Below are 466 nucleotides of genomic sequence, written 5' to 3' on the forward strand. Positions count from 1 at the left end.
GGTATGCTCRGTGCCGTCGGCAGTCGTCACGGTAAACTCGCGGCTCAGCGGTTCGGAGTCCTCGGTCAGCGCCTGCACCTCGGCCGAACCGTTGTTCAGCTCGTAGCTCCAGGTACCGTCTGTTCCGATCTTGAACGTCCCGAAATTGCCGTCGGTGACAGTCTCGGCATCAAACACCGCCTCGCCCGCATCCGGGTCGACCACSTCCAGCTTGCCGCCGGTGGTCAAAATCGTATCTTCTTTCACCGTGCCAGCATCGGCATCCGGCACAGAAGGTGTGATCACGGCGCCGTCGTCGCTGCCGTTGATGGTGACAGTGACGGTATGCTCGGTGCCGTCGGCAGTCGTCACGGTAAACTCGCGGCTCAGCGGTTCGGAGTCCTCGGTCAGCGCCTGCACCTCGGCCGAACCGTTGTTCAGCTCGTAGCTCCAGGTACCGTCTGTTCCGATCTTGAACGTCCCGAAA

At 61.9% G+C, this 466-nt stretch carries 1 protein-coding gene; it reads right to left on the minus strand.

The genetic code is table 11. The features are described 5' to 3' along the window. Window positions 1-466, minus strand: a 466-nt coding sequence (locus EDI28_RS26405) for a VCBS domain-containing protein (protein WP_199287518.1), incomplete at both ends; no start/stop codon positions are given.

Origin of the sequence: Photobacterium chitinilyticum, assembly GCF_004104355.1 — a bacterium.
Lineage (GTDB): Bacteria > Pseudomonadota > Gammaproteobacteria > Enterobacterales > Vibrionaceae > Photobacterium > Photobacterium chitinilyticum.